General features: G+C 68.9%; 23 protein-coding genes and 4 pseudogenes. 7 read left to right on the forward strand and 20 right to left on the reverse strand.

The features are described 5' to 3' along the window. Positions 1–16 precede the first annotated feature (16 nt). The 6 genes from C4B68_RS38340 to nhaA all read right to left on the reverse strand — a co-directional run bounded on the left by C4B68_RS38340 (position 17) and on the right by nhaA (position 7,830). Positions 17–802 carry an enoyl-CoA hydratase-related protein gene (locus C4B68_RS38340; RefSeq protein WP_099506290.1) on the reverse strand — a complete coding sequence of 262 codons (786 nt, stop codon included), beginning with the start codon at positions 800–802 and terminating at the stop codon, positions 17–19. Beyond that, the gene (locus C4B68_RS38345) at positions 799–1,989 is read right to left on the reverse strand and encodes a CaiB/BaiF CoA transferase family protein (RefSeq protein WP_099506289.1); all 1,191 of its coding nucleotides are present in this window, start codon (positions 1,987–1,989) and stop codon (positions 799–801) included. The genes C4B68_RS38340 and C4B68_RS38345 overlap by 4 nt, the downstream gene beginning before the upstream one ends. Further along, the gene (locus C4B68_RS38350) at positions 1,986–3,341 is read right to left on the reverse strand and encodes an FAD-dependent oxidoreductase (protein ID WP_167459242.1); all 1,356 of its coding nucleotides are present in this window, start codon (positions 3,339–3,341) and stop codon (positions 1,986–1,988) included. The genes C4B68_RS38345 and C4B68_RS38350 overlap by 4 nt, the downstream gene beginning before the upstream one ends. Before the next feature lie 11 nt (positions 3,342–3,352). Then, the gene (locus tag C4B68_RS38355) at positions 3,353–4,654 is read right to left on the reverse strand and encodes an MFS transporter (RefSeq protein ID WP_099506288.1); all 1,302 of its coding nucleotides are present in this window, start codon (positions 4,652–4,654) and stop codon (positions 3,353–3,355) included. A 103-nt stretch (positions 4,655–4,757) separates the two neighbouring features. Further along, positions 4,758–5,366 (reverse strand): helix-turn-helix domain-containing protein, encoded by a 609-nt coding sequence (locus tag C4B68_RS38360; protein WP_099506310.1) that lies wholly within the window; start codon positions 5,364–5,366, stop codon positions 4,758–4,760. A 565-nt stretch (positions 5,367–5,931) separates the two neighbouring features. After that, entirely contained in the window at positions 5,932–7,830 is a 1,899-nt protein-coding gene (gene nhaA, locus C4B68_RS38365) for a Na+/H+ antiporter NhaA (protein WP_099506309.1), read from the reverse strand. A 237-nt stretch (positions 7,831–8,067) separates the two neighbouring features. Here nhaA and C4B68_RS42265 point away from each other — a divergent pair, with 237 nt between their 5' ends. After that, entirely contained in the window at positions 8,068–8,217 is a 150-nt protein-coding gene (locus tag C4B68_RS42265; RefSeq protein ID WP_167459243.1) for a hypothetical protein, read from the forward strand. A gap of 136 nt (positions 8,218–8,353) precedes the next feature. On the opposite strand, the gene C4B68_RS38370 is transcribed toward C4B68_RS42265, so the two are convergent. The 7 genes from C4B68_RS38370 to C4B68_RS38400 all read right to left on the reverse strand — a co-directional run bounded on the left by C4B68_RS38370 (position 8,354) and on the right by C4B68_RS38400 (position 13,662). Then, positions 8,354–9,148: an SDR family NAD(P)-dependent oxidoreductase gene (locus C4B68_RS38370; RefSeq protein ID WP_099506287.1), complete on the reverse strand. Its 795-nt coding sequence runs from the start codon at positions 9,146–9,148 to the stop codon at positions 8,354–8,356. Between the two features lie 340 nt (positions 9,149–9,488). After that, on the reverse strand, positions 9,489–10,040 hold the full coding sequence (locus C4B68_RS38375; protein ID WP_099506308.1) for a YciI family protein: 552 nt from the start codon (positions 10,038–10,040) through the stop codon (positions 9,489–9,491). A gap of 34 nt (positions 10,041–10,074) precedes the next feature. Continuing rightward, positions 10,075–10,452 carry a reverse transcriptase N-terminal domain-containing protein gene (locus tag C4B68_RS44920; RefSeq protein WP_373682279.1) on the reverse strand — a complete coding sequence of 126 codons (378 nt, stop codon included), beginning with the start codon at positions 10,450–10,452 and terminating at the stop codon, positions 10,075–10,077. A 331-nt stretch (positions 10,453–10,783) separates the two neighbouring features. Then, positions 10,784–11,275 carry an ATP-binding protein gene (locus C4B68_RS38385; protein ID WP_240634613.1) on the reverse strand — a complete coding sequence of 164 codons (492 nt, stop codon included), beginning with the start codon at positions 11,273–11,275 and terminating at the stop codon, positions 10,784–10,786. Then, on the reverse strand, positions 11,256–12,284 hold the full coding sequence (locus tag C4B68_RS38390; RefSeq protein ID WP_240634614.1) for a phosphatidylinositol-specific phospholipase C1-like protein: 1,029 nt from the start codon (positions 12,282–12,284) through the stop codon (positions 11,256–11,258). Before C4B68_RS38390 ends, C4B68_RS38385 begins: the two co-directional genes overlap by 20 nt. A gap of 383 nt (positions 12,285–12,667) precedes the next feature. Continuing rightward, entirely contained in the window at positions 12,668–12,895 is a 228-nt protein-coding gene (locus C4B68_RS38395) for a hypothetical protein (RefSeq protein ID WP_099506285.1), read from the reverse strand. 95 nt (positions 12,896–12,990) lie between these two features. Next, positions 12,991–13,662 (reverse strand): transposase, encoded by a 672-nt coding sequence (locus C4B68_RS38400; RefSeq protein WP_143674524.1) that lies wholly within the window; start codon positions 13,660–13,662, stop codon positions 12,991–12,993. A gap of 378 nt (positions 13,663–14,040) precedes the next feature. On the opposite strand from C4B68_RS38400, the gene C4B68_RS38405 reads away from it, so the two are divergent. After that, complete coding sequence (locus C4B68_RS38405; RefSeq protein ID WP_099506284.1) at positions 14,041–14,763, forward strand: dienelactone hydrolase family protein; 723 nt, start codon at positions 14,041–14,043, stop codon at positions 14,761–14,763. 1,198 nt (positions 14,764–15,961) lie between these two features. On the opposite strand, the gene C4B68_RS38410 is transcribed toward C4B68_RS38405, so the two are convergent. From C4B68_RS38410 to C4B68_RS38430, 5 genes and pseudogenes are all read right to left on the reverse strand, one after another. Then, positions 15,962–16,399, reverse strand: a complete 438-nt coding sequence (locus C4B68_RS38410) for a hypothetical protein (protein WP_143674522.1) — start codon at positions 16,397–16,399, stop codon at positions 15,962–15,964. 45 nt (positions 16,400–16,444) lie between these two features. After that, on the reverse strand, positions 16,445–17,377 hold the full coding sequence (locus tag C4B68_RS38415; protein WP_257217530.1) for a nucleotide sugar dehydrogenase: 933 nt from the start codon (positions 17,375–17,377) through the stop codon (positions 16,445–16,447). Positions 17,378–17,383: 6 nt separating this feature from the next. Next, on the reverse strand, positions 17,384–17,848 hold the full coding sequence (locus tag C4B68_RS38420) for an NUDIX hydrolase (RefSeq protein ID WP_099506282.1): 465 nt from the start codon (positions 17,846–17,848) through the stop codon (positions 17,384–17,386). A 24-nt stretch (positions 17,849–17,872) separates the two neighbouring features. Beyond that, positions 17,873–18,538 carry a DegT/DnrJ/EryC1/StrS family aminotransferase gene (locus tag C4B68_RS38425; RefSeq protein ID WP_099506281.1) on the reverse strand — a complete coding sequence of 222 codons (666 nt, stop codon included), beginning with the start codon at positions 18,536–18,538 and terminating at the stop codon, positions 17,873–17,875. Between the two features lie 44 nt (positions 18,539–18,582). Then, positions 18,583–18,985, reverse strand: a pseudogene (locus tag C4B68_RS38430) (IS5 family transposase); the annotation flags it as partial. A 210-nt stretch (positions 18,986–19,195) separates the two neighbouring features. On the opposite strand from C4B68_RS38430, the gene C4B68_RS38435 reads away from it, so the two are divergent. Then, a complete protein-coding gene (locus tag C4B68_RS38435) occupies positions 19,196–19,732 on the forward strand; it encodes a DUF2269 family protein (RefSeq protein WP_099506280.1) in 537 nt (178 codons plus the stop codon). Positions 19,733–19,776: 44 nt separating this feature from the next. Here C4B68_RS38435 and C4B68_RS38440 read toward each other — a convergent pair. Continuing rightward, a pseudogene (locus C4B68_RS38440) lies at positions 19,777–20,162 on the reverse strand (methyltransferase domain-containing protein); the annotation flags it as partial. Here C4B68_RS38440 and C4B68_RS38445 point away from each other — a divergent pair. Next, positions 20,159–20,269 (forward strand): annotated as a pseudogene (locus C4B68_RS38445) (transcriptional regulator); the annotation flags it as partial. The pseudogenes C4B68_RS38440 and C4B68_RS38445 overlap by 4 nt on opposite strands. A gap of 336 nt (positions 20,270–20,605) precedes the next feature. Further along, positions 20,606–20,986, forward strand: a pseudogene (locus C4B68_RS38455) (ATP-binding protein); the annotation flags it as partial. Positions 20,987–21,147: 161 nt separating this feature from the next. On the opposite strand, the gene C4B68_RS38460 reads toward C4B68_RS38455, so the two are convergent. Next, on the reverse strand, positions 21,148–22,545 hold the full coding sequence (locus tag C4B68_RS38460) for an IS1380 family transposase (RefSeq protein WP_099506841.1): 1,398 nt from the start codon (positions 22,543–22,545) through the stop codon (positions 21,148–21,150). A gap of 315 nt (positions 22,546–22,860) precedes the next feature. Here C4B68_RS38460 and C4B68_RS38465 point away from each other — a divergent pair, with 315 nt between their 5' ends. Both C4B68_RS38465 and C4B68_RS38470 read left to right on the forward strand, forming a co-directional pair. Continuing rightward, positions 22,861–23,973 (forward strand): ABC transporter substrate-binding protein, encoded by a 1,113-nt coding sequence (locus C4B68_RS38465; RefSeq protein WP_099506828.1) that lies wholly within the window; start codon positions 22,861–22,863, stop codon positions 23,971–23,973. Positions 23,974–24,084: 111 nt separating this feature from the next. After that, positions 24,085–24,366, forward strand: coding sequence for a low molecular weight phosphatase family protein (locus C4B68_RS38470; RefSeq protein WP_107475426.1), 282 nt, complete (start codon positions 24,085–24,087; stop codon positions 24,364–24,366). Positions 24,367–24,441 lie beyond the last annotated feature (75 nt).

Here is a 24,441-nt window from a genome sequence, read left to right on the forward strand (position 1 = left end):
GGGCTCCCCGCTCCCCTCATCGTCCCGGCCAGACCGGCGGCCGCTTCTGCTGGAAGGCGAGCACGCCCTCCTTGGCGTCTTCGCTGTCCAGCGCCTGAATCAGCGCCGGGGTACGGAGCTTGTGGGCGTCCTGCGGCGACAGCCCGCTCCCGCGCTGGACCATCTGCTTGATGGCGCGCAGCGAGGTCGGGGCGCAGGCGAGGATGTCGGCGACCCAGCGGTCGACGGCCTCGTCCAACTGCCCCGCCGGGACCACCTCGTTGACGAGGCCCATCCGGTGCAGCTCGGCGGCGGAGGCACGGCGGCCGGTGAGCAGCAGCCCCATGGCCTGGGTGTGCGGCAGCCGGCGCACCAGCTGGAACACCCCGCCGTCCAGCGGGATCCGGCCGACCCGGGGCTCGGTCAGGCCGAACCGTGCGTGGTCGGCGGCGACGACGATGTCGCAGCCGAGGACCATCTCCATGCCGCCGCCCAGCGCATAGCCGTTGACCCGGGCGATCACCGGGACGTCCAGGGTGGTGCGCAGGCCCAGCCCGCCGAAGCCGTTGGGGTCGAGGCCGGCCCAGTACTCCAGGCCGGTCTTGTCCACCGCGTCGGCGGACATGTCGGCGCCCACGCAGAACGACCGCTCTCCGGCGCCGGTCACGACGACCACCCGGACCTCGGGGTCGGCCTCGATCTCGGCCCAGATCTCGTTGAGCCGGGCGTTGGTCTTGACGTCCACCGCGTTCAGTACGGCGGGGCGGTCGATGGTGACCTGGGCGATGTGTCCCTCGCGTACGTAGCGGACTTCGTCGGTCATCGCAGTACCCCTTTCTCGCGGAGCAGCTCGATCTGCTCGGCGGAGTAGCCGAGTTCGCCGAGCACCTCGGCGCCGTGCTCGCCGAGCCGTGGCGGGAACCGGCGTACCTCGGCGGGGGCGGCGGAGAGGTGGAGCGGCGCGTTGATGGCGCGGATCCGGCCGGCGACCGGGTGGTCCATCTCGACGATCATCTTGTTGACCGCGGTCTGCTCGTCGTCGAGTGTCTGCTCCAGGCTGCGCACCGGAGCGCACAGGATGTCCTCGTCCTCGAGCCGCTTGACCCAGTAATCGGTGGTGTTGCGGGCCACCGCCTCGGAGAAGATGCGCTGCAGCTCGGTCCGGTGCGCGAACTGCAGGTCGAGGGTGGCGAACTCGGGGCGCTCTCCCAGGTCCTCGTCGAGCTCGAGGGCGCGGCTGATGTGGTGCAGCGGGTTGGCCTTGAAACCGCCGACCATGATCAGCGCGCCGTCGGTGCTGCGGAACACCCCGGTGAGCGGCATCGCGGCCCAGTTGATCTCGGAGCCGCGGTTGAGCTGCTGGCAGGCCTCCTGCATCTGCATGTGGAGCATCGAGTCGTACATCGACACCTCCACCTTCTGCCCCTCGCCGGTGCGGTCGCGGTGCAGCAGGGCCAGCAGGATGCCCTGGAGCAGGTGCATGCCCGTCGTGTAGTCGCAGAGCGTGGTCGGGTAGAGGGTGAGCGGGTCGTCCTCGGACACCCGGCGCCACATCACTCCGCTGTACGCCTGGGCGATGGCGTCCTGACCGCCCTTGTGGGCGTACGGGCCCTCCGTGCCGAAGCCGGTGCCGGAGGCCCAGATGATCCTGGGGTTGACGGCAAGCAGTGCCTCGTAGCCGAGGCCGAGCCGCTCCATCACGCCGGCCCGGAAGTTGCTCACCACGACGTCGGCGGAGCGCACCAGCTCCCGCACGGCCTGGCGGCCCTCCTCGGTGCGGGTGTCGATGGCGATGCTGCGCTTGTTGCGGTTGATGGACAGGAAGATGGGGTTGTCCAGGCCGGCCGGGTCCGGGATCGAGGTCCGGGAGATGTCGCCGGTGCCGGGGCGCTCCACCTTGATCACGTCGGCGCCGTAGTCGCCCAGCATCTGGGTGCAGGACGGGCCCATGAAGACCTGGGTGAAGTCGATGACGGTGATGCCGCTCAGCGGCTGTGCGGTGGCGGTCATGCCACGGACTCCTCGATCTGGTCGACGGTCGCGTTCTCTGCGGGGACGTCACCGGGGTCGGCGCCCTGCTCGCGCATCCGGCGCTGGATGACGGCCGGGTCCACGTCCCGGACGAGGACGCCCTGCTCCACCGCGGTGGCGGCGGCGATGCCGGCGGCCTGGCCCATGGCCATGCAGGGCGGGATCTCCCGGGAGATCCGCTGCGCCTCGGGGGTGGCCGAGTAGTGCCGGCCGGCGACCAGCAGCTGGTCGACGTCGCGCGGCAGCAGGGCGCGGTACGGGGTGTAGTAGTCGCGGCCGCGGGCGACGCTGTCGGCGAAGTGGCGGCGGGAGGTGACGTCGTCCTTGGTGACCACGTACTCGCCCTGCAGCAGCCGGGTCTGACGGACGCCCATCTGCTCGGCGACGTCGAGCAGGTAGGCGTTGTCGAAGCCGGGCAGGTCGGACTTGATGTGGTCGAGGACGGCGCCGATCCGGGCCCGGGCCTCGAACTCGGCCTCGGTGAGCGAGGCCGGGTCGGTGCCGTCGAAGCCGGTCATGTGCGGGCAGTTGCACCAGACCACGCCGGGGACGGGCGTCTTGAGCCACCACAACTCCCAGGCGCCGCCCAGCATCCGCTTGATCTTGCGGTTGACGGCCCGTGCCTCGCGCGGGTTCTCCTGCTCGAAGCGCTCGGCGGCCGCGGTGTCCACCCCGCCGAGCCGGAAGACCAGGGTGACCAGGTAGTTGTCCTGGGCGTACGAGGCGCCGGCCCGGGACGCCACGTCGATGTCGCCGGTCGTGTCGATCACCACGTCGCCCATCACCGCCTGCGGGCCGGACTTGGTCTCGCAGACCACGCCCTTCACCGCGCCGTCCTGGACCACCGGTCGCGAGAACCAGCTGTGCAGCCGCAGGTTGACCCCGCTCTCGCGGACCAGGTCGTTGGAGACCCGCTTCCAGCCGTCGGGGTCGAAGGCGACGGCGTAGCAGATCGGCTTGGGGCTGGTGTGGGAGTGGAAGTCGAACGCTCCCCAACGGCCCCACTTGGCCCACATCTCGGGCGAGGAGTAGCGGTCCTCGGCCGGCGGGTAGACGGCGAGACCGAGCTTGGCCATCCGCTCGACGTACTCGTCGACGATGCCGGTGACGGTGACCTCGCTCCCGTTGATCATGTCGTCGAGGACCAGGACCATGCCGCCGGAGGCCAGACCGCCGAGGGCCGAGTAGCGTTCCAGCAGGGTCACGTCGGCCCCGGTGCGGGCGGCGGCCACGGCCGCGCTGACCCCGGCCGGTCCGCCGCCGACCACGACCACGTCGGACCGCTGGACCACGGGCGCCTCGACGGCGTCGAGAGAGACGGTCTGGGGCATCTGACTCCCTTTCAGTTCCCGACGCGGACGGCGCCGCGACGGAGGACGAGCACGTAGAGCAGGACGCTGAGCAGGCAAAGGACCGCGCCGTAGACGGGGAACGCCCAGGCGGCGCCGATGTCCTGTAGCCACAGCAGGAGATAGGGGGCGGTGCCGCCGAAGCCGGCCACGCCGATCGCGTAGCCGAGGCCGACGCCGGTGACCCGGCAGCTGGTCGGCATCAACGTGGCGGCGACGGTGTTGTAGAGGCCCATGGTGAAGGCCAGCACCGGGGCGCCGACCAGCATCACCACGGTGAACATCGCCATGCCGGGCCGCTGGTAGGCAAGCACGATGAAGATCAGCGGCACCACGGCGAGCCGGGAGACGATGAAGGTGCGGGAGATCCGGTTGCGGTCGGCGAGCCGGCCGACCAGCGGGTAGAGCGCGGCGACGCCGATGCCCGCGAGGGTGGAGACCAGGAAGACGGTGTCCGGGTCCTCGTGGTGGGCGGAGCGGGCCAGGTTGGGCAGTCCGGTGGCCCAGGTGTAGTTGAGCGCCTGGGCGCCGGCCACCACGAAGATGATCGCCAGCAGCGCCAGCCGGTGCCGCCAGACCTCGGCCCAGACCTGGCCCACCCGGGCGGGCTCGGCCGGCTTCTCGCCCTGTGCGTGCAGGGTTTCCGGCAGGGCGCGGCGCAGCCAGAGGAAGATCAGGCCACCGACGGCACCGACCGCGAACGGGATACGCCAGCCCCAGGAGGCCATGGCGTCGGGGGCGACCACCGAGGTGGTCAGGAAGCAGACCAGCGAGGCGCCGACGATGCCGACTTGGACGTAGATGCTGATGACACTGCCGAACCGGGCGGTCCTGCCCTCGGGTGCCAGCTCCACGATGTACGCGGAGTTCAGCGGGGCCTCGATGCCGGTGGACAGTCCCTGCAGGATGCGGCTGGCCAGCAGGATGACGCCGGCCCAGACGCCGATGCTCGCATGGCTGGGCAGCAGGGCGATGACCAGGCTGGACAGCACCATGGAGCCGATGGAGAACAGCATGACGGAGCGTCGGCCGATCCGGTCGGCCAGGGTGCCGAAGACGATCGCGCCGAGCGGCCGGGCGGCGAAGCCGACGGCGAAGACGGCCAGCGCGGACATGGTCTCGGAGACGGAGCTGCCGGAGGGGAAGTAGAGCGGACCTATGTAGGAGGCCAGCAGCCCGTAGACCATCCAGTCGTACCACTCGACGGCGTTGCCGCCGCCGAGTGCCAGCAGAGCGCGGCGGTGGGAGAGGGAGTTTCCGGTGTCGACAGCGGATCTGTCGATGAGTGATGCCATGGCAGGGCACCTCATGGGGAAGGCGCACGGGACGAGGCCGTGCGGTACCGGCGCCCGGGCCTGAGGCCGGGGCGTTGGGGGCGGGACGGCGCGAGGCCGGTGCCTACCAGGTGGGCGGAGTGATCACCCAGATCGAGGTGGCGGGCTCGTCACCGGGATTGACGTACCAGTGGGGAATGCTGGAGGAGTAGGTGATGGAGTCGCCCGCTTCGAGCCGGTGACGGACGCCGTCGAGATAGACGTCCTTCACACCAGAGAGCACGATGCCGAACTCCTCGCCGTTGTGACGGAAGGGGGCGGCGCTGGTGTCGTGGCCCGGCTGGGTGACCACCCACAGGACCTCCAAAGCGCCGTTGAGCGTCGGGGTGAGCAGTTCGAAGCGGTCGCCGTCCGCCGGATCCGCGCCATGGAAGTCCAGGCTGCGGCGTTCGTGGGCACGGACCACCGGGCTGACCTGGTCGGCGAGATGGAACAGCCGCCCGATCGGGACATCCAGACCGTGGGCGATCTGCACCAGACTGGTGAAGGAGGGATTACCTTTCCCTCGCTCGACCTGGCTGATCAGTCCGGTGCTGATGCCGGAACGGCGGCTCAGCTCGTCCAGGGTCAGGTCGGCCTGCTTGCGCAGGGCCTTGATCTGCAGGCCGACCGTGGCGACCAGCACATCGAGGTCCGGCCGGTCAGCCGGCATCGGTGCGTCGTTGTCGTGCACGATCTCCACCTGTCCCTGGGGGATGTGTCTTGCGCCATATTGAAGACCTTCATGATGCTGAAAACAAGCCCCTGATGTTCATCCTTGTTCATCTCCGTGATGCCGGGCAGGCGTTCGGCATGAAGAGCTGGGAGGAACCCGCAGCCCAGGGCGTGCACCAGCCGGCTGACGCGCAGTTCGGGGACTGCCCTGTGCACTCCAACTGGCCGGACGGCGGCAGCACTTCCGAGGCCATGGCCCGGGCCGTACGCGACGTGGGCCACCGGTGGGCCGTACTGACGGACGACTCGCCGCGGCTCACTGTGGCCCAAGGGCCGAACGCCGAGCGGCGGTTGGCAGATCGAGGCGGTCCGGGAGCTCAACCAGGAGCTGTGGCCGTTCCGACCCCTCACCGGGACCCACCCGGAGGCCCCGACGGGCAAGGGACGCGTCCGGGCCGGCCGCTGGAAGCCGCCGATCGGCGCGCGCAAGCTATCGCTGTGCCAGACGTGCAGGTCGTAGCCGAGGCCGCATCCTCCCGCCGGAATGCCAACCGCCGTGTGGGCGTGCATTCTTGAACGGGACGTCAGATCTCTTGTCCTTCCCCCTTGAGGGCTGCCCGTTCCCGCGCGGCGCGTACCGCCGCGGACAGCGAGGCGATGTCGTAGGCGCCGTGGTGGCGGAGGCCGTTGACGAAGAACGTCGGTGTGCCCGAGACGCCGCTGAGGTCGGCGGACTCCACATCCGCGTCGACCCGGGCGGTCCCCGCACCGGACCGCAGGTCATGGAGGAAGCGGTCGGTGTCGAGACCGATCTCCTCGGCGTAGCGGAGCAGGTCCTTGGGCCTGAGGTCACCCTGGTGCTCCAGCAGCAGATCGTGCATCTCCCAGTAGCGGTCCTGGAGGGCCGCGGCCTCGGCGGCCTCCGCGGCCAGCTGGGCATTGGGGTGTACGTCGGGCAGCGGCAGATGCCGCCATACGTAGCGCACATCGCCGAAGTGGGCGAGCAGCTCGCGCACCACGGGCTCGGCCAGCCCGCAGTAGGGGCATTCGAAGTCCCCGTACTCGAGGAGCGTCACGGGCGCGTCCAGCGGGCCGCGTACGTGGTCGCGGTCCACGTCGACGGGGTCTTCGAGGTCGACGATGGCGTGGCCCATGCCGAGCAGGGCCCGGGCACGGGTACGCGGTGGAAGGGCGCTGACCACCCGGACGACCAGCCACGTGAGGAGGAACGAGCACACCACAGCGGCAAGGATCCCGATCTTCGCCTCTCCCAGCTGGGCACCGTCGAAGGCGAGCGTGGCGATCAGCAGCGACACGGTGAACCCCACCCCGGCCAGGGTGCCGCCCGCGGTGATGGCGCCCCAGCCGGCCGGCGGGTGCAGGCGCCCTCGGCTGACGCGCGTCGTGAGCCAGGTGGCGCCGATGATGCCGACCGGCTTGCCGAGCACATAGCCGAGGAGAATGCCGAGGGTGACCGGCGAAGTGAAGGCATGGGCCAGCTGGCTGCCGCTGATGGTGATGCCGGCGTTGGCGAGGGCGAACAGCGGCACGATCACATAGCTCGTCCAGGGATGGAACATCCGCTGCAGCCGCTCGTTGGGAGAGAGTGTCGAGGCGAGCCCGCGCCGTACAGTGCGCTCCAGTTCCGGGGTCGGCTGCTCGCGAAAGCGCCGGAACAGATGGCTGGCGCGCTCCAGGTTGCTCCGCTCCGCCGGGCGGGCGTAGGTCAGCAGGCCCATCGCGAGACCGGCCACGACCGGATCCACACCCGACTTCAGGAGAGCCACCCAGAGCGCCACGCCCAGCACCCCGTACAGGGAGGGAATCCACACACCGAGGGTGCGCCGCACCAGCAGGACGACCGCGAAGAGGCCGACCGCCGCCAGCAGTGCGGGCAGGGCCAAGGCGCCGCTGTAGGCGAGGGCGATCACGGCGAGGGCCACGAAATCGTCCACGACGGAGAGGGTGAGGATGAAGACCCGCAGGCTGCCGGGCAGCCGTGCTCCGAAGAGGGCGAGCATGCCCAGGGCGAAAGCCGTGTCCGTCGACATGGCGGCGCCCCAGCCGTGGAGGGAGTCGTGGCCCGCGTTGAAGGCCAGGTAGATCGCGACGGGGACGGCCATGCCGCTGAGCCCGGCGAGCAGCGGCAGCGCCAGCCGGCGGCGTTCGCGCAGCTCGCCCATGTCGAACTCGCGGCGCGCCTCCAGGCCGACGACGAAGAAGAACAACGTCATCAGCCCGCTGTTCACCCACTCCCGCAGGTTCAGGGACACCTCGCCCGCGCCGACGCGGATCGACAGCTCGGTGTGCCACAAGGCGTCGTAGGAGTGCAGCCCGGCATTGGCCCAGACGAGTGCCGCGAGCGTGGCGGCCAGCAGTACCGCGGCACTGCCGGTCTCGGTCTGCAGGAAGACGCGCAGCGGACTGCGCGTGTCCTTGCTGCACAGGGTCTGCCCCGACACGGGTGAGGTCTCAGGTGGCACAGTCACTCCCTGATTCTCGCCCCGCACGTGATCTGCTACCTGGTGAAGTTCAGGTGCCCAGATGCCGAGCTGGTCCGGGTCGCCGGCGCCGACCACGCCGTCGTAGCCCGGGGAGCATCACGCTGTCGGGCCGCGACCAAGAAGATGGGGCCCCTGCGGGGCGGTAGCGGACCCGGCACGTCAGGGCCGCTGGTCGTTCTCCAGCCAGCAGGTGACGCTCAGGCAAAGGGGGGCGAAATGTCCTCGCGGCTCGAGGTCGTGATGAGTGAGGACGTGTCCCTGCGCGTGAACGACCCCGGCCGGTTCCTCCCCGTCCGGCCGGGGCTCGCGCGACAGCGCGGCCGGGCTACGGCGGACTCGACTCGTCCGGGTGGCATGGCCAACTGACGGCGTGGCCAGTGGTGTTCGGCGCTGACCGGAGCCGGGGGCGTGCCAAGGTGGGGCGTTCAGGTTGAGCAGGCGAAGGGTCCCCTGGGGCCGTGGCTGTGCCGGTCGCCGGGCGCACGGCAACGGCCCAGGGCGGTCAGGGCAGGATCGCGTCGACGTATCCGCCGTCCACGCGCAGGGCACCGCCCGTCGTGGCCGAGGCCTGGTCGGAGCTGAGGTAGACGACCATGTTGGCGATCTCGTCCGGTTCGATCAGCCGCTGCAGCAGGGACTGGGGGCGGTAGGTGCGCATGAAGACGCGCTGGGCCTCGTCCCAGGGGAGGTCCCGGTCGACGAGTTCGTAGACGAAGTCCTCGACTCCGCCGGTGTGGGTGGGGCCGGCGATGACGGAGTTCACCGTCACGCCGGTGCCTGCCGCCTTCTTGGCGAATCCGCGGCTCACCGCGAGCAGCGCGGTCTTCGACATCCCGTAGTGGATCATCTCCGCGGGGATGGCGATCGCCGAGTCACTGGCGATGCAGAGGATGCGTCCCCAGCCGCGTTCGGTCATGCCCGGCAGGTACAGCCGGGTCAGGCGCACGGCGGCCAGGACGTTGATGTCGAAGTAGCGCCGCCATTCCTCGTCGGTGATCTCCAGGGGGTCGGCGGTGCCGAAGACGCCGAGGTTGTTGACGAGGATGTCCACCTGAGGAAGGGCCTGCGTCACCTGGTCGGCGCCCTCGTCACTCGACACGTCCGCGGCAACCGGTACCAGGTCGGCTCCGGGTACCTGCTTGGCCAGCAGGCCGATGCTCTCGGCGACCCGTTGCTCGCCGCGTCCGTTGACGGCCACGCGGGCGCCCGCGCGGGCCAAGCCGGCGGCGATGGCCGCACCGATGCCCTGCGTCGAGCCGGTGACCAGGGCGGTACGGCCTGTCAGATCGATGTGCATGGGCGAACGGGTTCCCTTCACGTGCGTCCTGCGCGTCCGGATACGGCACTTTGCCCAGTGTGAAGTCTCAAGGGGCGAAGCGCCGGACAGGCACAACACATCGCTGCCATCGGTGCGCTCGCCCCCGCCCGGTCCGCCCGTTCGGCGTATCCGGTCGCTCACGCTGGCTCCGATGCCGCGCCCGGCGGCAGCTCCAGTACGTGCCCGGCGGCGATCGCCTCCTGGGGCGAAGGCGCCCCGCCCTTCCTTTCGAGAGGAGACGAACGTCCGGCAGAAGAACCGACGCACGTGCGGGCGGACGGCCAACCGACGGATGCCGTCGGCTCGGTGCCTCCTTGGTTCACGACGGCCGGCCGCCGAACTGCCAGCTGTGGACCTCGATGTCCGCGTACCGGCCCGGGGCCAGGACGGCTCGTGCGCTGTCCGGGTCAGGCGCTCGGACCAGCGCCGCCGTCCCCAGCCAGGCGGTGCCGTTGTCGGACAGCAGCGGCCCGTAGGCGATCAGCTCGTCCCGGTCGCGCGGCACGGCCAGGTCGGCGGCATGGCCCGTGCCGAGGCCGAGCACCAGGTACCGGTTGCCACCGGTCCGGCCACCGGGGTAATCCCACATGGTGCGCCCCAGCAGGTTGCGCCATCGGCGCAGCAGCACGTCCCGGTACACGCCGGCTTGGTAGCCGGGCTCCTCGAGAGCGAACGCGCGGGCGGCGGCGGGATCCGGCACATCGACGATATGCACGCTTCCGGTGGGCGTCTCACCGTCGCCGGTAAGGGTCGGGCCGCGGGCAATCATCCCCTTCGCGTACTGGTCCATGTACGACCAGTGCTCTTCCAGCAGCTCGTTGCGCAACGGGACGGAGCCAGGCCGATCGCGGTGGTAGCAGAAGAACTCCATGACCACAGAACCTTCCCCGACGCAGGGCAGCATCTCAACTGGCTTTGGCGACGATGACCCCACGCTCCAGACTCGGCAGCGCTTCGACAGACGGCTTCAGGGCCTGTCCGGCGGATCCTGCCGGACAGGCCCCTGGTCCCGAGGAGGGCTCAGTGCTGCCCTGGCGCAGCAGCACCACCTTCCCGTCGATCCCGGCGGTCGTGCGGCCAGCGTTGATCTCCGTGACCCGGCGCACGCTGAGCAGCGTGTTAGCGCGGGAGCGGAGCATCAGCTTCTGCAGATTGCGGACCCTTTTCAGGTCCCCTGCCGGCGATGCCGTGAAGATGCGTTGCCGAAGTCGCCGTACGTCGTCTTCGACCTGCTGCCAGTCGACGGCCAGCCAGTCGGTGATCTCGTCCTCAGGTCCGTTCACCGCAGCCTCAGCTGGGGCGTCCAACTTGTCCCTCGGTTCGGGGTGTTCGAGCATCTGGTCTCCACAGACTCACCTGACCCACGTCGGCACCCTTTCGAGTTCGGGCACGTGCCCGTATCCGGCCGGTTATGCAGGGCGATCGGCGGAGGGCCGAATGTGTTGCCCGTCTTTCCGCTGCCTTTCAGCTGCCGGCGTTCGCTTCTTGGGTCATCATGTTCCCGCCCGGGGGCTGGGCCTTCCTCGCAGTCGGCTCACCGCTCAGTCGCCTGAGCGGACCCCGTCGGGGTTTCCACGTTCCACACAGTTGAGATACGACCGGGGTGGGCGCCCCCTATACCCCGGGGACGGTGGTGTCCTCCCGGCCGGCGGTTCGCTGTCCGACCGGCACCCGCCGCTTCTTGAGCGGCTCCACGGCGCGGCCGCGCCAACTGGACCAACGGCGCTCGACGATCCGGAAGGCGGCCTCGGGACGGCCACGGCGCACCAGTTCCTGTGCGGAGCGCAGTGCCGCGAGGTACAGGCGCAGGTTGCTGTCGGCGATCCGGTAGAGGGCAGGCTTGCCGGCCGAGGTGGAGAGCGGTTCGTCCACAGCCAGGACGCGCTTTTCCTCCACCAGCCGCCGTAGCAGACGGGAGAGGGTACCGGAAGGCAGAGCGCCGTCGCGGCTGCCGGCGGTGGCGGCGATGTTGGCGTGGGTGCGGTCACCGGCGCCGACGGCCTCGACGCGGGGACGTTGCCCATGACGAAAAGGCCGGACTCCGGAGGGTGGAGCCCTCCGGAGCCCGGCCTCGGCGGACCAGAGATCAGTCCTCCAGGTGGGCATCGAGGCAGTACTGCGGCCCGTTGACCGGATTGCAGCGCACGGTCAGCCCGCCGGGGAGTTCGGCGGTGTAGTCGCTGCCGTAGCGGCCGGAGGGCCCGGCGGACGGGAAGTCCGTGCTGATCATTTGAGCGCCGGAGGCAAGGGCGGCCTCGAGCCGCGCCGTGGCGCCGGACGCCGCCTCGGTGAACGGCACATCCGAGCGGGTGCGTACAAAGTAGCCCTGCTCGACCATGCGGCGGATCGTCGCGGTGTTCGCCCCCATGGGGTCGTTCCAGCCGACGAACGCCGCGTCCTGGTTACCGGGACGCGAGTTGGTGAACGCCACCTTGCCCTCGAGGCTGGGCGCGCCCGCGCGGTAGCCGTCCCGCTGGTTGTCCAGCATGAACATCACCTTGCCCCGGGACTCGCTCAGGGTGGGCCAGCCGTTCTCCAGCACCGACTGCTCAAGGGTGCGGCCCGGGCGGCGGATGTCGTCCGGTGTGATGAGCCGGTCCTCGCTGAAGATCTCCCGGATCTCCGCGTCCAGCGCCGCGAACATCGCGGCGTCCCAGGCCGGGCTCTTGACGCCGCCGCGCACCTCGATCGCCGGGTCCGTCCTCTTCAGTTCGAGCAGGACGGGCACGGTGACGTGGCCCGGGTTCTGCCGGGACCATGCGTCGACCTGCTCCAGACACGAGCGGAGGGAAACACAGTTGGTCCCGTAGTCGTGGTCCGCCCAGTGCAGCACCTTGAAGCCGGGGCGCTGGTACTCGGCAACGGTCAACGGGGAGAGGCCCGCGTCCCGGCGTACCAGCGGCTCGTCGTAGAGCCCGCCCTGGGGGTCGGGGAAGACATCGAGTTCGATGCCCCGCACCTTCTGCTTCTCGAACTGGGTGGTCAGCGAGGGGTGCGAGTACTCGAGGTTCCAGAAGTTCTTGTCGGTGCGCCGCTGCACGTCCTTCTCCGCGAAGGTGAGCTCGCGGTGGTAGCTGTTGTGCGTCGCGATGGCCTGGATCTCGTTCAGCCTCACCGGGCTCCCGCTCGCCCCGGCGGACGGCACGGCCGCCGACAGGGATGCGCAGACAGCGGTGAGCGCGGCAGCGACCACTGCAGCGCGTCGAAGGGACGGAAACATGCGACCTCCGGAGGACCTATTGCATATGTGCGGGGCCGACTCTTCCGCGCCAGGCTGATCAATGGACGGCTGTGAGGCGCCGCCGCAGTGAACGTGCAGTATGAATCAAACGACCAGGGACTGGTGCAGGCGGGCCAAAAGGGGCGGGCCTTCGTGCAGGCAAAGGGTCGGCGCGGTGATGGCCGCAGAGGTTCATACGACGGGCAGCAGGAGGGCCCGGCCGCCCAGTGATCGCGGCAGTGGCACCAACCTCATGAGATGGCACAGCTCGAAGTGATTCAGGTGTGAGCCCTGCCGTCGAGGCGCAGGGCGTTGCTCAGGACGTGTTCGGTGAGTTCGAGGACGTCGGCGTATTCGGGGTCGATCGCTGTTCCGCCTCGGGCGGTCTGCTCGGCCGGGGTGTTGGCGATCTGACGGACAGCGGTGCGGGCGTTGGACGCGTCGGTGGCGTCCTTTATGACGTAGCTGTGGCGGGTGCCGGCCTCATCGAGCAGGCGGAGGGTCACCAGCCATGTCGCGATGCATCGTGCGCTCCCTTGCACGGGGCTGACGAGCGGGCTCTAGCCTCAATACCAGGACTCTGTTGGTGATGTTGGCGGGGTCATGCGGCGGCGGTGCACAGAGCACGGAAGTGGCTTGATCGGCGGCGGGCTGTGGATGGGGTGTTGATCCAGTCGGCGATGCGGGCGACGTTGCAGGCCAGCGCGGTGAGCACGTGCTGCACGTGGGTTTTCGCCAGGCCGCGGTAGCGGGAGCGGCGCAGGCCGTGGGCGCGGACGTTCTGCGAGAGGGTGGCCTCGATCCCGGCCCGGATCGCGTAGCGGCGCTGCCACTCTTCGGTGGTCTGGTCGAGCCGGTTGTGCATCTGGATGTCATGGAGTTCGCGGGTGGGCAGCAGGGCGAGGGCTCTTGGCCGGGTGGCGGAGGTGGTGCACTGCGGGCGGACCGGACAGGCCAGGCAGTCGGCCTTGGCGAACTTGACCTGGATGTAGGCGTGTCCGCTGATCCGCAGCGGTCTCCACTCCCGGCTGACCGCGCCCTGGGGGCAGGTGGCCTGCTGGCGGTCCCAGTCGACAGGGAAGGCCGACTTGGCAAAGCCCGAACCCGCCTTGGCCTGGCGGCTGTTGTCGGGGACGACCGGGCCGAGCAGGGTGATGCCGTGCACCCGGGCGGCCCGCTCGATGTGCGCCGGGGTGACGTAACCGCTGTCCACGACGTGCTCGCAGGGCAGTAACTCCCGCTTGGCGAGGTCGTCATGGATGATGGCGGTCATCTCGACGTCCTGCACGGTCGAGTGCACTGATGATTCTCCGGCCGCAGCGACATCGCGACCACCCCCACCGCCGAGACCGCCCCGCTCCCACCAGACAAGCACCCACCGGACCAGGTGTCAGCACCCCGCCAACATCACCAACAGAGTCACGGCCTTGGCCTTTGGGCGAGTGGCTCCGTGGCACCCGGCCACGGAGCCTCCGCAAAAACCCGTTGGCGGACCACGGCGACCACTGCTACTTTTCCGGAGGCCGTGCGAGAGAACGAGGAGGTGGTACCCGTGAGCGCAGTATCGACATGGGTGCTCCCCTCCGGGGTCACGGTCGGACGATAGATCGTCCGGGAGCGCCGTTCGCGAGCACTCCCGAAAGGCACGACCATGCAATTCACTTCTGAGCAGCGCCTCGACGACGGCGTCCTCGAACGCGAATTCACCCTCGGCGAGACCCCCGGCACCCTGTGGACGCCTGAATCCCCCGCACCGGCCCCGCTGATCCTGATGGCCCACAACAACGGCCTGCCCAAGGGACAATCCCGGCTGGTGGCCCGGGCCCGGCAAACCGCGGCGTACGGCTACGCGGTGGCCTCCATCGACGCCACCGGGTGCGGTGACCGGCCCCGTTCCGCCGCCGACGAGCAGGCCCGCGCCGACCTCCGCCGGGCGATGCAGGCCGGCGAGCCGGTCGACGAGATCTTCGAGTCCTTCATCGGCCCGCTGGTCGAAAAGGCGGTCCCGGACTGGCAGACCACCCTGGACGCCCTCCTTGCGCTGCCCGAAATCGGCGGCCCGGTCGGGTACTCGGGGTGGACCGCCGTCGGCATTCGGCTGGCGGTGGCCGAACCGCGCATCGCGGCTGCCGGTTTCTTCGCCGGGGGTTACGTGCCCCACGCCCAACGCGAGGAGGCCCGGCAGGTCACCATTCCGCTGCTGTTCCTGCTGCAGTGGGACGACGAAGGGAACCCCCGGCAACGGGCCCTGGACCTGTTCGACGCCTTCGGCACCAAGGAGAAGACGCTGCACGCCAATATGGGCGGGCACACCGGCACCCCGTGGTTCGAGCTGGAGGACGGGCACCGGTTCTTCGGCCGGCACCTGAAGTAAGGCCGGGCCGTCAGGCTGGCAACAGACGGTAGGCGCTGTCGGCCAGGATGCCGCCATCGAGGACAGGCCCCGGCCCTCCTCGATGACGGCGCCCGGCAGATGCACGACCGCCCCGATCGCGGCGGTACCGGCCATCGGCGGTACCGGCCGGTCGGGGCGGCGCTCGGCCACCACCGTCCCCATCAGCTGGGCCCACGCCGTGAGGCACTCGGCCCGTACCTTGCGGATCGCCGGGCAGGCGACCGACTCGACGACCAGCGCCCGGGCCGGGGTTGGTCCGTATAGCCCCCCTTCACCGGGAGGGTTCGCGGAACACCTATTCGGAAGACTCTGGCCTGGGGTTCCGTTCCCGTCGGCCGGTGTTCCGTTGAGGTATCCCCTTACGGAACACCTCGGCAGGTCGATCGTCGGCGCTGGCATTGAGCGAGCACGCTGTCGGCCGACCACACCCCATCGCGCGCCGTCTGTAATGGAGGAAGCGAGCAAGCTCGCAGCCCGTGTCGGCGGCTCTTTCTTTTTTCGAGCGCGACAGTAGAGCCTTTATCAGCCGCGAGGTATCACCGTTCTAATCGTCGGAGTCCCAATGTTCGGTACCGACCGCGTTGTGGCAAACTCGCGCACTGACTGATCGACCTGCATTTGGTGCTCCACGTCGAGCTGATCATAAAGGTTGTCGAACTCTTCTTCGCTCAGTGATTCGACACCCACCGAAAGCTCTACGGCAATGCCGTCTTGTTCAGCGCGGCTGAGTTTCCTCTCAGGTATTTGTTCCCTTCCTGGTGATCGTTGTCGCTTGCTTCCGACGCTTCATCCTCCGCGGGACTGGTGACTCCCGCGGTCGCTCGACCCCTGTCGAGCGATTACGCCACTTGTCTACGACCCGCCTGCCTCCCACGATTGCACCGGTGAGAAGTACGGCACCGAGAGGGAGCCCCAAGATGGGGGCCGTCTAGAAGGTAACGGGGAAGCCCACGGTCTCGCAGGAGGGCTTCCGCGCTGGTCTGCCGGGCGGGTGGAGCACGGTAACGCTATTGGGACAGTAAAGAGGCTGTTGTCTTTTGTCCCGACGAGCCTTTCCCGGACCGTGGAAGCCGGCACCGACCCGACGCGACAGCCGGACCACCGGCCTGCCCCACACCATCCGAAACCGAAACGGGCCACCAGCGAGGAGCTGGTGACCCGTCACGAAAGATCGTGGCTAGCAGTGGCTGGTGCTCTGCGAAGTGATCTTCGCCAGCTCGTTGTTGCTGACCTTCTTCCACAGGTTGCCCTTGCCGACCTGGTCGTAGGTACTCCACCAGTAAGGGACGTACTGCAGGTTCTGGTTCAGGGTGTACCAGGTGACTTTGTAGCACCATCCTGCGTCGACCCGGAAGGTGTCCCAATCCCCGGTGCCAGCCGTCGACTCGTTCGGCGACAGCCATTTCGACTGCGAACCGGAGCATGGGCCGTTGTTACCGTCACACCAGTCGTGGGAGACGAGAGCGGAATAGCTTGATGCGTTCCAGGTGGTTGAGCAGAGCGGATAGCTGCACGAAGGCCCGGCGCTGGCCGAGCTTGGCGCGATGATCGCGCCCGCTACGAGAGCGGACATCACGAGCGCGAACCGTGCCAGAAAGCTTCCACGCTTCCCCACAGTGCCCCCTTTGAATACGGGCCGCCCAATGCGGCCGAGCGGAACCTACCAGGGCACGCGGTTCCCGGATAGAACTGGGACGTGACCGGCTCGCCATCGCCCTGCGAATCCCCCAAGGCCCCGGTCCCTATACGCCCATCTACCGCGGCCACCCGAACCCAGCTCAGCCTGTCCCTCCAAGGGAGCCACACCCCAGGCGGACGGCCAAGGCGGGCTACAGAGTGGGGTAAGGCTGCGCTGGCGTGGGCGGATCTTCATGTGTGCTGTGCCGAGCTGCCTGGTGTGGGTGGCAAGTTCGTTGACAAGGGCGATGTTGACCTGGCGGAACGTGTTCTCCAGGACCTTCGCCGGTTCGGCGTCGCGGACGGCGGCGACTTCGACGACGGTGTCGACCAAACCACGGTAGAAGTCACTGATCGCTGCCAGGGAGGACGCGTCGATCCCAGAGACGATCTCGGGGGTGTTCTGGAGAGTCCACGTCCGGTTCCCGGGATCGATGCGCTCTGGGCTGTAGCCCAGATGGAAGTCCGCACCCCCTGCCAGCCCAGACGCGGATTCCAATAGGGGCTGCAGGATGTCCTCGGTGGTCCCGGGATAGGTAGTGGATTCGAGGATGATGACGCAGCCGGGGCGCATGTGCGGGGCGAGCATCCGGCCGGCGTTCAGGACTGCGGAGAGATCCGGTGCGCCATCGCGCAGCGGGGTCGGCACCGCGATGACCGCGACGTCGAACCCGGCCAGGTCGCCTGAGCACGTGGTCGGAGTGTAGCCAGCGTTCGTCAGGACGGCCGCGATCTCGTCCGCCGTCACATCAGGCCCCAACGGCTCAGCTGCCTTCAGCCGTTTCACGCGTCCGGCGTCGGTATCGAACCCGATGACACGGTGGCCGACCTGTGCTGCCCGGATGGCCAGGGGAAGGCCCACGTAGCCCTGGCCGAGTATGACCGTGCGGCGTCCTCGGGGGCTTGCGTCAACCACCGGCGATCACTCGACCGGCAGAGGCAGGTCGTCGGCCACCAGACGCTCGTGAAGTTCGCCGAGAGCGGTGCGATTGCTGTCGAATCGCAGTGCCTCGAAAGCGGCCTTGTAGTCCAGCCACTGGGCATCGGTGTGCTCGTGGGAGATCTTGATCTCCACGTCGGTCAGGTCGATGGCGAACGAGTGCTCCGGTACGACGTAGGTCCCGGCAGGCCAGCTGTCGCGATCAGCGAAGTACCCCGCCGGGATGCTGGCCCTGGTCTGCAGTGGGTACAGCGGGGCTGGCCGGTCGAGCCCAAGTTCTTCACCGGCCTCGCGTTCGGCGGCCTGCTGCGGCGTCTCGCCGGCCTCGCCGCCACCGGCCACGGCCTGCCAGACATTCATGTCCTCGCGTCGCAGTACAGCGAATTCGACCTGGTCGCCGACTCGGCGGAAAGGAACGACAAGGACTTGAAAAGGGGCTCGGGGCATCGTGGCTCCTTGACTTTGATGGGTTCAGTTACGGATCTGGCCGAGCTGACGCTGCTCGCGGCGCAGATGGCGAAGATTCTTGTGGATCTTTTCCACGGCGCGTACGACATCGGCGAGTTCCTCCGATTCCTCGAACAGCAACCCTGATCCGGCCGTCTGCCCGAGCAGTACCAGCCTGGCGCAGGCCGCCCGAGCCTGCGCTGCGGAGGCTGTTCGTGAGCTGGAGTAGTCACGGCTGGTGGCGTCGGCGTAGATCGGTTCATCAGGGCAGGCGACGAGATCGCGGCGTGAGACAGGTATGCCCTCTGCCCGCAGCGCGGCGCGGCGCGGCGCGGCGCGGAAGACGCTGACCGAGACGCCGCCGGTACCCTCGCTGCCGAATGCCTCGCTGCCGAAGGTGAAGGCGAGGGAGAACCGGTCGTGCGCGGTCACCCGTGGGTCGAGATCAGTGGGCATGGGTACGGGTCTCAAGCCGGGCACGCTGGACAGTTCCGAAGCGAGGTACGCCGCACCTTTGGCCTTCGCTGCCAGTTGATCCTTCAGACGTGCCAGCTGGACACGCAGGATGGCGGATTGGAATTCACTGAGGCGCAAGTTCCAGCCGAGTTGGGGGTGGTCGCTGGCGCCCCCGGGAGGTCGGCCGTGATCGCGTAGGGAGGCGACTAATGGCGCACAGCGGCGCTGCTCCACTGGTTTTTGAGCGCCTCACCGCCAGGTTCCATCCGGCGGATCATGGACGAAGCCAGAGCCAGATCGCGGCGACGGTGACGGTGCCGTGAAGACGGCGGCTTCTTGCGCGCTCCGGCGGCGTGTTGGTGGGCGCGACAGGAGGTGGAATCCACGCTCGCCTTGGACCAGTCGATGCGGCCTGCCGCGTCGGCGTCGGCGTGGACGGCCCGCAGGATCTTGTCCCACGTGCCGTTCGCCGAACAGCGTCTGTGTCGTTCGTAGACGGTCTGCCACTTGCCGAAACGTGCAGGCGGATCCCGCCAGGGCACTCCGGTCCGCTCCCGGAAGAGGATCCCGTCGATCACCCTGCGGCGGCTCTTCCAACGCCCGCCCCGCTGGCCCGTCTTGGGCAAATGTGGCTTCAGCCGGGGCCGGCCACTCGTCGTTCGTCGGATCTCCCCGTCCCACGACGGGCGCAACGACCCCGGCCCGAAACAGTCACATGATCCGCCGGACAGGCCCTAGCCATCACGAAAGCGCGGTCACAATCCGCCAGTTGGCCACACGAAGCATCACAGTCGGCCGCACGGCCGTCTCGACCTGTACGCCGAAGCTAGTACGTGGGGATACTCCCGCTGTCAGACGTCCTCGCCGCGCCCGCCCGGCACGGTGTTTCAGGTGAAACTAAGCCGCCCCGCTCGCCGGGCCTCCCTTGTTGTCCATGTAGCCGCCTCCGCAAGCTGGCTCGGGCTCACGCTCGGGCTGCTCGCCCTCGGGATCGCCGCGACCACCACCGGGTCCGCGGTGACCGTGGAGGCCTCTGTCCGAGCCATGAAGCTCTTCGCCGACTGGCTCCTGCTCCCCGTCGCGTTCCTCACGTTCCTCAGCGGCCTGCTGCTGTCCCTGGGTACTCCGTGGGGCTTGGCGAGGCACCGATGGGTGTACACGAAGTTCTGGCTGACCCTGGCGACGACCACCGCCACGGTGTTCGCGCTGCGCCCTGGGGTGAACTCCGCGGTCGCCGCCGTCGCCGCGGGCGAACCCTTGCCCGACGCCGACGACGTCTTGTTCGGGCCGATCGTCTCTCTGTCCGCCTACGTCGTCATGACCGTGATCTCGATCCTCAAGCCCTGGGGGCTGACTCGGCGCGGTCGAGTTCTGCGTGATTCCACCCACAAACCGGTGGATGCCCGGCGCGCCCGCCAGGCAGCGTGACCTGCTCGGCCGGCGTCCAGCAGCCGGTGACGCCGCAGCGGGAGTCATCCGCCGCCGTGGGGCGCGGCGACACGTGGGCTGGTGAGGGGCTTGGGGGCGCGGACGATGGCGGAGTGCATGCCGTCGGCGACCGGGTGGGTCGGGGTGATCTCGACGTCGGTGAATCCCGCGGCTTGCAGGCCGCGCCGGTACTCGGTGAAGGAGCGGGCGCCGCGACGCAGCCGACGTAGTCGCCGCGTTCGGCCCGCTGTTGAGAGGTGAGGGTGTCGTCGGCGACGACGTCGGAGATGCCGATGCGGCCGCCGGGCTTGAGGACGCGGTAGGTCTCGGCGAAGACGGCGGGCTTGCCGACGGACGGGTTGATCACGCAGTTGGAGATCACGACGTCGACGGTGCTCGCCGGGAGTGGGATGGCCTCGATGGTGCCTCGACTGCGAGCGCCGCGGAACATGGGTGTACAACTGGGCGCTGCCCGGCGTCCTGGACCGCCTCGCCGGATTCCTGACCACCCCGCAGGCCGCCGGAGCGACCGCGTGAGCGCCTCCACCGGCCGGCGCACTGCCGCAGGGCGGTCGGGACCGCGCTGCTGGTCGCTGTCGTCGTCGGCTCCGGATCCAGGCCACCGCGTCGGTGCTTGCTTCGGGGCTCTGGTTGCGCTGCGCGCGACGAGGGGGCCGGGGTGGTGCCGAAGTCGACCCAATCCCGCTGCCCGCGCCCGAGCCCCGTTGACGACGGCCGCCCGGCCGTCACCTCGTTGACTGCGCGCCGCCTGACCCAGCTCCCGCCCGACCGGCGACCGCTGCCCTCGGTGGCCCCCTACGACGAGCTTCTCCGCCTCCGACGCCCCGGCACCACCACGTGAAGGAGACCGCCGTGACCATCCCCCGCCAGCGCGGACCGACCTAGCAGGCCGCCACCACCGCGGTCGACCAGGCCTGCCGCATGCTCCGCCTGCCCACCACGCGAGCCCAGTTCCCCGAACTCGCCGACACCGCGAGCCGAGAGCCGATGTCCAACCTCGGCTTCCTCGCCGAACTGCTGCTGGCCGAGTGCGACGACCGCGCCCGCCGACGCTCCGAACGCCGCCTCAAGGCCGCCGGCTTCCCCCGGGACAAGTCGCTGCGGAAGTTCGACTTCGACGCCCACCCCAACATCGACCCATCCGTGATTCACACCCTCGCCAAGTGCGAATGGATCAAGAAGGGACTGCCGCGCTGCCTCATCGGCGACACCGGCACCGGCAAGTCCCACTTAACCTCGATCCACCGACGCGCTCTGAAGATGATCTCTTGGTCGTTTTGTGGGCTGGTTTCGGTCGGTGGTCGTGGATGGGCAGGTTGTAGCTGCTGGTCTGCCCAGCTTTTCCACGGGTTCGGTTCCGGTCGGGCCCTGGCGGGCGGGGTGGTCAGGGGGGATCAGGCCGGTGCGGGTGGGTCGTGGACAGTGTCGAAGAGGTGTGTCCAGGCGTGCTGCCAGGGCCAGTTGTGTGGCAGGTGCAGGGTGATGCGTCGTGCGGAGCGGGCGATCCGGGCCGGGACCTGAACCAGGTGGCTGCGGAGGGTGGCGGTGGTGGCCTTGGTATGGAAGGGCGAGGTCAGTGCACCGGTGGCCCGCAGCAGGTTGTAGGTCATCGCCCACAGGGTCAGCCAGGCGGCGTTGGCGTGGAAGTGCCCGGAGGGCAGGTGGGTCAGGGCGCCGGCTTTGGTGTCGGCGATGACCTGCTCGACCACCGCGTGGTGCCGGTGTTCCCGCTCGGCTTGCAGGGTTGCGGCGGGCTGGTCGGTGAAGAAGGGGTGGTAGCGCCAGACGGGAAACAGCTCGCCCTGTTCACCCATGACGGCGGGTTTGGCCAGGTCACGGACGCGGCGCACGATCAGCCGGGCGGTGACCCGCTCGCTCCTTTTGCGGCTCGCGAAGGCGCTGTATTGGGGTATCTCGGCGACTTCGGCGTCCGAGATGAGTTCACCGGTCTCGGGGTCGGGCACCGCGGTCGGGTAACTGATGTGTTGCCAGGCGTCGTCGGGAATGCTGTGGACGGCTCGTTTGATGGAGGGGTTCATGCCGGTGGTGATCGAGAAGTGGGCTCCGGCCCGGTGGCAGGCGGCGATCACCCCGGCGTTGTAGAACTGCGAGTCGGCCCGCAGAATGCGCATGCCGGTGCAGCCGGCCTCGACGGCGGTGGCCAGGGCCTCGCTCACGAATTTCGGGGCGCCCCGGGAGTCGGCTGCTTTGCCGCGTCGCATCCGGACCCCGGCGATCACCGGCCGCGCGTGCGGGGTGCAGATCGTGGCGAGGAGAGGGTGCAGGGTGCGGATGCCTTTGAACCGGCCGTACTCGGCGCCCTGCTTGGTCCGGCCGTAGACGCGTTTGTGGGTGGAGTCGACATCGATGAACGCCATCGCGTCGGCGCCGGGCAGCAGTGGAGTGTGCGCGGCCAGCGCGGCCAGGAATCTGCGGTGGACGGCGTGGAGTTGGAGGGCGTGACCGTGGGTGAACGCGCGAAGGAAGGTGCCCAGCGTGGACGGGGCGCGGATACCCGCGAACACGGCCGGCATCGCACCGTGCCGCAGGATGTGAAGGTCGTCGATGCTGTCCGCGCCCGCAGCCATGCCGCCCACGATGCTGGTGACCTTGGCTTCCGCCGCAGCCCCCGCACCGTTCCTGGCTCCGGTCAGCTTCACCTTCGCAGCCACCAGTCGCGGCAGGCCGCACCGCTCGGCCAGCCGCATCACCGGGACCAGCCCGGCATGTGCGATCAGATTCGGGTCATCGAACACAGCGGAGACCGCTGCTGGAGTGTGGGAAACTTGCATCTACGAGGTGCCTTGCTGATTGTGCGTGCTGGAAGCGTCAGAACTCCCATCATCGCAGGTCAGCAGGCACCTCTTCTTGATTACTCATCCACAGGACGCGAGTCACTCGGTGGATCGAGGCTTAATCATCGTGCTCGGGACCGAGGCCCTAGATCGCGGGCTTGTGCGTGGGTAACCTGCACGTCCGGATGATCTTGACTTGCCGAGGTGATTGCCCTTGTTCCCCACATCAACGTGCTCTGGCGGCTGACCGGGACGTTCACTCGGCGATCCGGGCAAACTGCAACCGAATGGTCACACGGGAGACACCAACGCATGGATACGCCACCATCGCCATCTGCAGCGGAGCGGACTGACGGATCATCCGTCCAGATCGGCGCTCTCGTTCCGCTGGCTCGGCCTGGCTGGGTCGAGGCAGGCCAACACCTGCTCGCTGGACTGGAGCTGGCCGTTCGCGAGGTCAATGACGCCGGCGGGATCGTCGGAAGACCACTCGAGCTGGTGGTCCGAGACACCGCGGCTGATCCGCAGAGGGCCGCGGCGGCCGTAGATGAATTGGCTCGCCTGGGCGTGGCTGCCTTGGCGGGGGAGTATCACAGCGTCGTCGCTCGCGCCGCTGCCGCCAGGGCCGACGCCCTCGGCCTGCCGTTCCTCTGTTCGTCAGCGGTTCTCGACGCGCTCACCGAACAGCCGACGGAATGGGTCGCGCGCCTCTCCCCGCCGCAGTCCCGCGGCTGGCAGGTCTACGCGGACTTCCTCCTCGGCGCGGGGCACAGCCGAATCGCCGTAGCAGCCCAGCCGAGTGTCTACTGGGCATCCGGGACCCGCATTCTGCGGGACTACCTCGCTCCACGCGGCGGCACCGTCATCGAACTCGACATGCGCGCGCTCGACCCCACGGCGGTGTGCGACGCACTCGTCGACCATCGCGCGACAGCCCTCCTTCTCCTGGTCGGCCACCCGGAGCCGGCAGTGTCGATCGTCAAGTCTGTCCGCCGCGACCAGCGCCTCGCCGAGATCATGATCGGTGCTCCGGCCGGGCAACCCGAGTTCGCCGAATGGGCGACGTTGCTGGGCGACGACAGCGCCGCGATTCCGTTCCTGCGCTACCTGCCCGAGCGCCTCGGCCCACTCGGTGCACGAGTCGAGACGGCCCTCCGCGAGCGGCTGGCCGAAGCGCCCTCCTTCGTCGCCTTCGAGGGCTACGACACGGTCGCCGTCCTCGCCGATGTGCTGCGTTCTCACGGCGCGGACCGGGCACGCTTGGCCGAATCCTGGCCGCGCGTTGCAGTCGAAGGCACCCGCGGGCAGATCCAGTTCTCCCGCACGCCAGGCATCAGCGTTTGGCAATGGGCTGGCACGCCAGTCCAAGTCGTTGATCGAGATCCGGCAGAACCCGATCGCTTTCGGATTCTCCACGTCGACTGAGAGAGCACGGAGGTCCGACTGCCCAGATCTGTCCGAACTTGAGGCTGGTCCCCACATCGTGGCGCTGGCGCAGATCATGCCGACCGACACCGGCGTCAATGAGCAGATCGACTGGGCGGCCGTCGAGCGCCAGCTGGGAACCCGCCTGTCCGCGTGGCCGGCATCGACATCGCCGCCGAGACCCCGAAGATCCTCACCGCCGAGGCTGTACAGGCATCCGACGTGGTGATCACCACGGGGTGCGGTGACACCTGCCCCGCCTTCCCCGGCAAGACCTACCTCGACTGGCAGCTCGACGACCCCGCCGGACAGGGCGTCGAGGCCGTCCGACCGACCCGCGACGCGATCGAGCAACGCGTCAGAGGGCTGATCTCGGACGTACTGCCTGTCTGACGGCTGGACCACATGCGCTGAGTGACATCCATCGGATCAGACGCTTGCCGTAGCCATCCCGGAATCGCGTGGCCG

Origin of the sequence: Streptomyces dengpaensis (genome assembly GCF_002946835.1) — a bacterium.
GTDB lineage: Bacteria > Actinomycetota > Actinomycetes > Streptomycetales > Streptomycetaceae > Streptomyces > Streptomyces dengpaensis.